Here is a 9,193-nt window from a genome sequence, read left to right as displayed (position 1 = left end):
GCTTATAAGATCCCCTTAATAGAAAGACTAATATAAAAAAAAAGAGAGAAGTGTACACTTCTCTCTTTCTTTTTTTAAGTTGATGGGATCTCAATTAAATCAAGTTCTTTCTCTTTAAGCAAATTACTAGCTAAGACTTGATCATTAAGCATGTTGGCAAACTCAATAGCTTTATTATAAGATTGCTCTGCTTTTTCATAACTTTTTTCCACTTTCAAATAATATTTAGCCTCAAAAGCGTAAATAACAGGTTTGTGTTGGAAGTTATTTGTACTATCAGTTATCTCGCGTAAAACTTTGGTATAAATTAAGTAATCCTCTATTTTTACTTGTATTAAAATTCCTATCAATATTCTTTCAAGTATATAGATACGATCATTATCACTATAATCAATATATAATAAAACTTTTTTAGATAATTCTTCAAAATAAGTTTTATCTTCTAAACCAATAGCACAACAAAGAAAATACAAATTGATAATTAGGAGATCATTGTAGCTATATTTTTTCTTCTTTAAAATCTGTTGAAAATACTCCTCGAGTAAAGATAAGCCATAAGTAATGTCTCGACTACTAAAAACATCTAATTGCACTTGTAAAACTTCAACAAGCAGTTGTTCTTCTTCTGGGAGATGCTCATAAAAATTCTCATATATTTCATCAAACATCTCTTCTAAAATACTAATACGTTTTTCATCACCATAAGTATGAGAACGTATTAATTTATTTTTTAATTCTAGATACCGTTTGGGTATTTCTATTTTTTCTATATCTACTATATCTTTAATGGGAAAATTTAATTTCTGAGATAGAAACAATAATTTAGAAAGAGATACTAACACTTGCCCGTTTTCAATACGTGCAAGTTGACGGATAGTTAATTCAGATTCATCTCCACAAACATCTGCTTGAGTCATGTTTTTATTAAGACGAGCTGTTCGGATGTTATTACCTATTTTCAATTTTAATTCGGCATCTTTATCCTCAATAGTCATATCGTACTCCTAAAATTTATGTTTAACAGTATTATATCATGAAATTAATTATTTTAATTATAAAGATCTGTTTTAGTTTACAAATAGAATACATTTAAATTTATATACGATGAGAGTTTATTGACGTCTATAATTTAACAAGACAACATTTTTCCGAAAAATAATTCTTTTTCGGAAACATAACATTATGTAATAAAACAAGCTTAACCCCTTGACCCTGTAGGCTTTTCTAGTGATAGATGGCCCACAAAACAAACTGAAAACACGTCAAAATGGCTCTCTCAGCACTATTTTTTCGTCAAATTTGTATATATAAAACAAAAACAGAGGATATCCCCTGTTTTTGTTTTATTTCAAATTTTCTACTGCGTAGTTTGCTTCTTCTTCAGTGAAGTTCTCAAAATCAATAAGTTGGGTCTTGAGAGCTTCTCCTGAAAGAGCGAGCGTTTCTTGATAGTTTTTAGCTTTTTCCAACGCTTGCTTTTTGAAATCAACTTTAATGTTTTTAACTGCGTAATCTGCTTCTTCTTGAGTGAACTTCTCAAAAGTAACAAGTTGTTCAGCTAATTTCGCTTTTGAAAGATGGACAGTATCTTCGTATGACTCTGCTTTTTTAAGAGCTTGCTCATTCCAATCTATATTAGAACTTGTTACAGCATATTCAGCTGCATCTTCTGGGAACTTATCGAAGCTAATAAGCTGGTTTTTAAGCCCTTCTTTTGAAAGATGGACAGTTTTTTCGTATGACTCTGCTTTTTTGCGTGCGTTCTTGAATTCAGTTGATACATTTTCCTCGCTTGAAGAAGATGCTTTTTGTTCTGTTTTAGCTTCTGATGCTTTCGCATCTTTTTTACTATCAGAGCCTGAAGAGCAAGCAGTTAAAGCAATAGCAGACAATCCGATGATTGCAAGTGTAGTTACCTTTTTCATAAAACTTCCCCATTTTTTATTTTTCCTATGTAGTAATTTTACTAAATACGGGAAGCGTTTGCAATAAAAAACGAGGTTACTTCCAGAATTGCCACCACTTTTTGTGCTCTAAAAGCAAGGTTTTTTCTTTGTTTTCTCGCGACAAATCCAGAGTTAATATCTGTTGATTCTTCAACAACTCTTGCAAATTCGCGATTTGCTCATTTTTTTCTTTAAGTTCCGATTGTAACACAAGTAACACATCTGTGTCGCTTTCGTGTTGCGTATTTTCTACATTTTCTTCACTAAGCAATACATTTCTTACGTATTCAGAAAGCTTCATTTTACTAGCTTTTGCGCGTTTTTCTAATTCTTTTTTTTCTTCATCTGTAATACGTACGTTTAGACTTTTATGTTTCCCTTGCGTCACGTTGTATCTCCTTTGTAATTCTTTTTCTTTACAATTTTATCACAAATTTCAGGTGATTTTTAACTACAATCGATTTTACGCTCCCATTTCCTTATCAAATCCTTTAGAAAATGAACTAAAGGGGTCTGAGAGGGTAAATATACCATCCTGACATTTAAACTCTTAAAACATAATAAAACAACTATAAAATGCAGCTAAAAATTGAAGCCCTATTTTTTACGATTTAACAATATAACTAAGCTATTAACCTAGTTAAAATTGACGCAAATAAAAAGACGGCTTAACCGTCTTTTTTCAAATTCTCTGCTTTCGCTTTCAACTCTTTCGCTCTTTTCTCTTCTTCAGGTGTTAGAGGTTTCTTTTCGTAGTTAGGGTTGTGGTAAGCTGGCACGTTTGTCTTGCTTGTCTTTTTGCTCGATTTTGCTTTATTAGACTTTTTCGGTTTTGGTTTATTGAATTTGTCTGGATCATACGTTCCAGTCACTTCTTTTTTCCAAGTAAATTCATACCCTAAAACTGGATTTCCACGCTTTTTTGACTTGATTTTTTTGACTTTTAAATCCTCAAAATAGGGAGACAACTGTTTTAAAATCGGAGTGATGACCGCTCTATCGATTTCGCTTGATTTATAGCTACTTGGCATATCTAACAAAAGTTTAAATTCATCAATCTTGAACTCTTTTCGTCCAACCGTTCGCCACTGTTTCAGAAGTCTATAAGCGGTTTTTGCGTAAGTCGAGCGAATGGAAGTAAACTCTTGCAACTCATACTGAGTAAAATTTGCTGATAACTTATTCAAAATATACTCAAAAAGAGGGGATACAGAAACTTGGGCTTGCATGTCTGACAAATCATCTTCCCATTCAACTTTGAAACGTGTAAAAAGTGGCATGTATTCAATAGAATTCTTTGTTTTCTCGATGTATCTTAATTGAGAGATGTTATTTGCTAGGCTATCCATTGTGTCGTAAAATCGCTTATTGTGTTCGATAGAATAGTTTGCCAATTCTGCCAGTTGATGTTTATCGAAAATAAGGTCAGAAGTGCCTTTGTCTCTTGCTTTTGTAATAATCGCAAAAAAGAAATTCATCTCTTCTGCTGTCCATTTTCTCATGATAACCGTGTTTAAATCATTGTGATGCTTAACTACTTCATTAGCCATTAAGAACTCCTTTTCATTTCTTCTTAATTATACCACCAAAAACTTTATAAAGCAAATATTTATATTTGTTCTTAATAAACCGACATTTCTACACCCATAAACCGACATTTCTACACCCATAAACCGACATTTCTACACCCATAAACCGACATTTCTACACCCATAAAACTCGAAAACCATTGGGACTCTAAGGTTTTCGGAGGTGTTAAATATATTATTAAACATATATATAAAATATATATAAATAAGGTCTCACTTCGTTTCGACCCCAAATCTACACCTTCGTTTGATTTTTTGAGGCTTCGCCTTAGAGCCCTTCGGCTCTCGGTCGCTTCGCTCCCAGAGGGCTTGCGCCCTCTTTGTTAGCAGTCAATCCAACATTTGTGATCTTACGACTTACTTTTTGTTTTAAACGCAACACAGCTGGCCTACAAGGGAGTATAAAGCTAGAGGGTCGATGATGGCTATTTACACTAGATGAATTCTGTAATTTAGATTATAAAGCCAATGGAAAGACGGCTTAAAGCCGTCCGCTTTTGGTGTAGATGATTTATTTAAGTTAGCAAAAGTAAAGTGAAATGGCAGTAAAACTAAACTTTTTTTTGAATCAGGTTTACTTTAAATAATCTCACTTAGATTTAAAAACAACAAAAATGGCACTTTTTAACAACACTTTTTTAAAATTGTTGTTTTAAATTCAATTTTATACAGTTTATACACTTTGCTTCAATTTTAAAAACCCTTGGGAGAGTAAGGTTTACACGTCCTATTATGTAAGTGTATAAATTTATCTACCTTTTTTGCAAAACATAGATATTAAAGTAGATAAACTGTATAAATTATAAATTGCTTAGATTATCTATCTACTCAAATCCAGATCATCTCTCTCAAATACCCTGTCTCTATCTCCATCTTCCAACTCAAGATCCTTTCTCTGAATGATCTTTTCAGCAATTTCCTCACGTTCTCGATCTGTCAGATAATACTCTTGATCCTGTAACTGAGATCTGTATTTATTTCTGTCTTCAACCATAGAGGTCAATTCTTTAGACAAGTTATCATTTTCTTTGATTAGACTAGCCATTTCTTCTTTTAGTTTAGCAATTGTAGCCCTCAGACGTTTTACAATTCCTAGACCGAGAATATGCTCTTTGAAATCACTCAGCAACTGCATCAACGGCCCTCTGTCAGCCCTACGGGCCAAATCGTCAAAGTCTTTTTCTGGAACCATTACATAGCGTTGCTTTTCCTTGCCAAAACCTTTCTCTTCGATTTTATAGTTCCGTTTGTCGTCAATCGGTTTTTTTGCAATCAGCTGCATCTTCAGCATCGCATCTACTGCTTCATCTTCGATTCGCTTCAAGTCAAGCTGTTCAGCTTTGCTAGCGATCTCATCGTTACCCTCCTTTATCAATCTAGCTTGTTGCCTTTTGCGGTCTTTAAATGCCTCTTCTCGTTTTTGAAATTTTTCTTCTTGTTGTTTCAATCGCTCGTTTAACTCATTCATCTTTTCTTCGTGAGCTTGTTCTTCTCGCTGGATTTTAACAATCTGACTTGATCTTCGATTCTCAATGTATTCCATCGCGTCTTTGTATTCGCGCATATCCTTGATATCATTGGTTTGCCCAGCTTTTCGGTCGATTCCGATTTCATGGACAAATTCATGTAGACGATGGATTTCTGCATCTCGAAACGCTTTAAACTGTTCTCGTCCGCTTGGCCCAAACCCTTCCTGTTCCAACGCTTTTCGAAATGACGGTTGGACTGAAAGCCCATTTTTATATCCAGTTGCCGTCGGAACCACGTTAAAATGAGCATGAGGGGCCCCAGATTCGTCCAAATGGACGATTGCGTTGTAGATAGTCATATTACTATGTCGCTCGTTAAAATCGCTCACATAGCGCGCCAGGGCTTCTCCCACCTCTTGCTTTTCTTCAAAACTCAATTTTTCCCAATCAGCTTTGTTTCCGACGGCCACAATAAACTCTCTCTGCAGGTCCAGATTTTTGGACTTCTGGACGTGTTTATAATAATCATCGATTTTCCGATCTTTGCGTTTTTGCTTCGCATTATAAGCGTTCAGTGCATCATCAAACAGATCATGATAAACATCTTTAATATCACGTTTGAAAATCTGAATATTGTATTTCGATTTTTCGCGTTTGATATGTTTATGAGCATCGCTTTTAAATTCCTTTTCTGTCAATTCGCGGTTATTGTGTCTTATATTCGTTTGTTTTGGGTTTGTTTTGAAGGACAATGTCATTGTTTTATTCATGATTTAAACCTACCTTTCGAGAGTTACTCTTTAAGAGTTACTCATAGTATGCCATTTTTTGTTAAAAAAAAAGACAAGATAGAGAAAAAAGCAATACTCAAAAAATAACTAGGATAATAATCTAGTTATTAAAAATATAGATATATAAAGAGATCCATATTTTGCCTATCTCGTGGGTTTATATACAAGTCCATGAACAATCCAAATAATGGTCTACATAGTAGACCACGAAATAATAAAATTATGGACCATATATAAGCCCATGATTTATTTAAAAGATGGACTACATACAAGCCCATTAATGGACTTAAACGTGGACCAGTATACAGAACCATCACTAAATTAAAAAAGCGTAAGGTAGCCCGAAAAACGGGCTATGACGCAGCGCTATCGCTATTCTGCGTCGTTATTGTCGATTGAAAACAGACTTAAAAATAATAATCTACAGTCGAGATTTAGCAGGAGTTTCTGTTACTCTTTGGCAAAGAGTAACGTTTTTGCACCTTTGACACCACTGCGTGGCGTACAAAGGTAAAACGCTCCTGCGGAGAGCTTGGGTTGCACCCCTTTTTTGCCCCATCATGGTCCAAAAAATTCACTGCGTTTTTCGGCCCACTTTTGTGGTCTCGAAAAAATCGGCGCGAACAACGCACCGAAAAAATTGCGTGAAGCAATTTTTGCTTGCCCATTTTTTGCTAACAAAATAATTTCAGCTGCGCTAAAATTATCAGCAAAAAAATGGTCTTTGCCTTCGCACGAACCAACGTGCAATTTGTCCGCGAACCGCGCAGACAAAAAAGAGAGAGCTTACAACTCCCTCTCTCAGCCATTTAATAAACTTGATAACCGTATTCATTGCGTTCTACAGTAATTTTCTTCTTTTTGCTTTCAAACCTCAACAAGCCTTTACTAGTATATGGTCTGAGGAGAAAGAAATATTAGAAAAGCAAAAAAAAGGAAATATTAGCTCAGTTTGATAAAACAGAAGATTATACAAAAGCAAAATAATTGGAGACCTATTAGGAAAATCAAAAAAACTTCATTGATATAAGATGTAAATTTTATAAAAAACAAAAAAAGTTACCTGATTTGTTTTTTTCTAAGAGTTTGAATTGCTCTCCTTTCATACTAATTTGTAGTTTAACTTCCTAATTTTTTATTTTTTTTAATTTACCCGGAATAAAGTAAACTGGTCTACAATAAATAACAATTGCTACAGTAGATCCCACAATAACTCCTAATAAAATCATGAGATTTTTCCTTTCTTTCAATAAACTATAACAATGAATTCAATTCACAATAAAGGAATATACCGACTGCAACACCAATAATAAATTTTTTAACCATAAAATTTCTCCTTTGCTATATTCTTTTAAATAATTACATGACTTGCGACAAATCAACATATATTAACAAGTACATAAAACAGGTATTTTAATGTTCATTAAGCATACTCATTTTCTCTGATTTCTATTACCTGTTTTTTAAATAACTTTTTTTGAGCTTTTGGCTTCTTATTAAACTTAAGTGATAATGATGTAAGGATTAACAAACCAATAATCCAAGCTACTAATACTTGAAAAGAACGACTAGTTAAACTAAAATCTGTTTTTGTGAATAATTCAGTATAAGCTCCAAGAAAAGTATAATTAATGAAATTAGCGATATCAGTATTCATTTGAGATAAATTTGGTCCCATTGCAATAATCAACATAATAGGCAAACCGTTAATTTGAGCTTTTGATTGTGTCGAAGAAATAGCAGCAATACATAGATTGATGAGAATAACAGCCATAGCTGTCAACATGACTACTAAACCATACTCTAAATAAATTTTAGAAATATCTGCACCTGCAATAATAGGGAACAAAATCATATTTAAAATAGTAATTACGACTGGATGTACTAAAACCGAGATAAGATATTCGTATGGCCGTACACCACTTAGTAAAAGCGTTTTAAGATTATTTTTTTCCTTTTCTTCAGCAATGATAGTAGAAACTGTACTGCCGACAGACATAGCAATAGCCGTTGATAAACATAGGAACATTAAATCGAGCCCCTTGTCATCTCCCAGGTTCATAAAATTCTTATAGATAAATAGCAAACCATAAGGCATCAACACTTGGACCAATAAATTTTTATTTGCAATAATAGTTTGGTTTCTTAACCATACCAATGCTTTAAGTCGATTAAACATTTAATTTTTCCCCCGTTAATTCTATAAAGATTTCTTCCAAAGTCGGTTCACATGAGTGGATAGAAATAATATCATTGACGTTCAATTTTGTTAATTCTGAAAAATCAAAGATTCTTTCTTCACGATTTTTGTAAATAACTTTTATCCTTTTATTTGTGTTATATTTTTGAATGATATCTGCTGGATTACCTTGTTCAATGAGTTTTCCTTTATTTAACAACGCCAAATTATCACATAATAAAGTAGCTTCATTCATATCATGAGTAGTTAAAAAGATTGTTGTACCATTTTCTTTTAAATCGACTAACAACTCATGAATTGATTTTGAAGTTGTTGGATCCAAACCACTTGTTGGTTCATCCAAAAATAGAATTTTAGGTTGATTAATTAAAGCACGAGCAAGTAGCATCCGTTGCTTCATTCCAGTAGATAATTGCTCTGCCAATATACTTTTGCTCTCTAGCAACCCCACTTTATTAAGCAACTCATCTACTCTATTTAAATTAACGCCATAAAGCTTCGCGTATAATAGTAGGTTTTTTTCTAGTGATAATTTTTCATAGAAACCACTCTTATCACTAACAATTCCGATTTTTTCTAAATCTGTAGAATTTAGACTATGAGAATCCTTTCCCAATAATTGGGAATTTCCACCATCTTGTAATAGTTGACCAGTGAGAATATTTATCATAGTTGTTTTCCCAGATCCAGAAGGACCTAAAAATCCAAAAATCTCTCCTTCTTTAATTTCAAAATTAATTTTATTTAAGGCAATTTTCGTACCAAATGTTTTTACGATATTCTTTGAAACAACAATTGAGCTCATCACTCTTCCTCGCTTTCTGTTAAATCAGTAATTTCAATCATTTCAATATCTTCATCATTTTCATATATCAATGTTTCTTCTTCATTAGGGGCTAACACTAGAATTTTAAATAATTTATGATTTACCACTATTTTGCACAAACTGCTCATTTCTGAGTAATTTTTAATGGTAATCATTTTTTGTTCAACAAATTGAGAAGATACTTCGCATTTTAAATACTTAGTCATTAATAGAACATCCAAATAAAAGTTGATAGTAAAGTAGTAGCAAATAACATAAAATTCTCCTTCCTTCCTTGGGATGTAACCCCTTTCTTTATGGTTCTATTGTATTTCAAAACAAATAAAAAGAACATGACATCTAAGTCAGGTTACTAATTATTTTTTTTTTTTT

8 protein-coding genes are annotated in these 9,193 nt (G+C 32.9%); all 8 read right to left on the bottom strand.

Going from position 1 to position 9,193, the window contains the following annotated elements; translation table 11 throughout:
- Positions 1-74: 74 nt before the first annotated feature.
- On the bottom strand, positions 75-995 hold the full coding sequence (locus O3602_RS10070; RefSeq protein ID WP_371507901.1) for a helix-turn-helix domain-containing protein: 921 nt from the start codon (positions 993-995) through the stop codon (positions 75-77).
- A 348-nt stretch (positions 996-1,343) separates the two neighbouring features.
- The gene (locus O3602_RS10065) at positions 1,344-1,925 is read right to left on the bottom strand and encodes an Ltp family lipoprotein (protein WP_371507900.1); all 582 of its coding nucleotides are present in this window, start codon (positions 1,923-1,925) and stop codon (positions 1,344-1,346) included.
- Between the two features lie 76 nt (positions 1,926-2,001).
- Entirely contained in the window at positions 2,002-2,334 is a 333-nt protein-coding gene (locus O3602_RS10060) for a hypothetical protein (RefSeq protein WP_371507899.1), read from the bottom strand.
- Between the two features lie 280 nt (positions 2,335-2,614).
- Complete coding sequence (locus tag O3602_RS10055; RefSeq protein ID WP_371507898.1) at positions 2,615-3,496, bottom strand: replication initiation protein; 882 nt, start codon at positions 3,494-3,496, stop codon at positions 2,615-2,617.
- A gap of 859 nt (positions 3,497-4,355) precedes the next feature.
- The gene (locus O3602_RS10050) at positions 4,356-5,774 is read right to left on the bottom strand and encodes a plasmid recombination protein (RefSeq protein WP_371507897.1); all 1,419 of its coding nucleotides are present in this window, start codon (positions 5,772-5,774) and stop codon (positions 4,356-4,358) included.
- A gap of 1,444 nt (positions 5,775-7,218) precedes the next feature.
- Positions 7,219-7,974, bottom strand: coding sequence for an ABC transporter permease (locus O3602_RS10045; RefSeq protein ID WP_003010580.1), 756 nt, complete (start codon positions 7,972-7,974; stop codon positions 7,219-7,221).
- On the bottom strand, positions 7,967-8,803 hold the full coding sequence (locus O3602_RS10040) for an ABC transporter ATP-binding protein (RefSeq protein WP_196218549.1): 837 nt from the start codon (positions 8,801-8,803) through the stop codon (positions 7,967-7,969). Before O3602_RS10040 ends, O3602_RS10045 begins: the two co-directional genes overlap by 8 nt.
- Positions 8,800-9,027 carry a hypothetical protein gene (locus O3602_RS10035; RefSeq protein ID WP_003010575.1) on the bottom strand — a complete coding sequence of 76 codons (228 nt, stop codon included), beginning with the start codon at positions 9,025-9,027 and terminating at the stop codon, positions 8,800-8,802. Before O3602_RS10035 ends, O3602_RS10040 begins: the two co-directional genes overlap by 4 nt.
- Positions 9,028-9,193: the final 166 nt, after the last annotated feature.

The organism is Streptococcus sp. 27098_8_186 (genome assembly GCF_041432055.1).
GTDB classification, from domain to species: Bacteria; Bacillota; Bacilli; order Lactobacillales; family Streptococcaceae; genus Streptococcus; species Streptococcus dentalis.
Note: the sequence above shows the minus strand (reverse complement) of the source record. Positions and strands in the feature narration are given on the sequence as shown.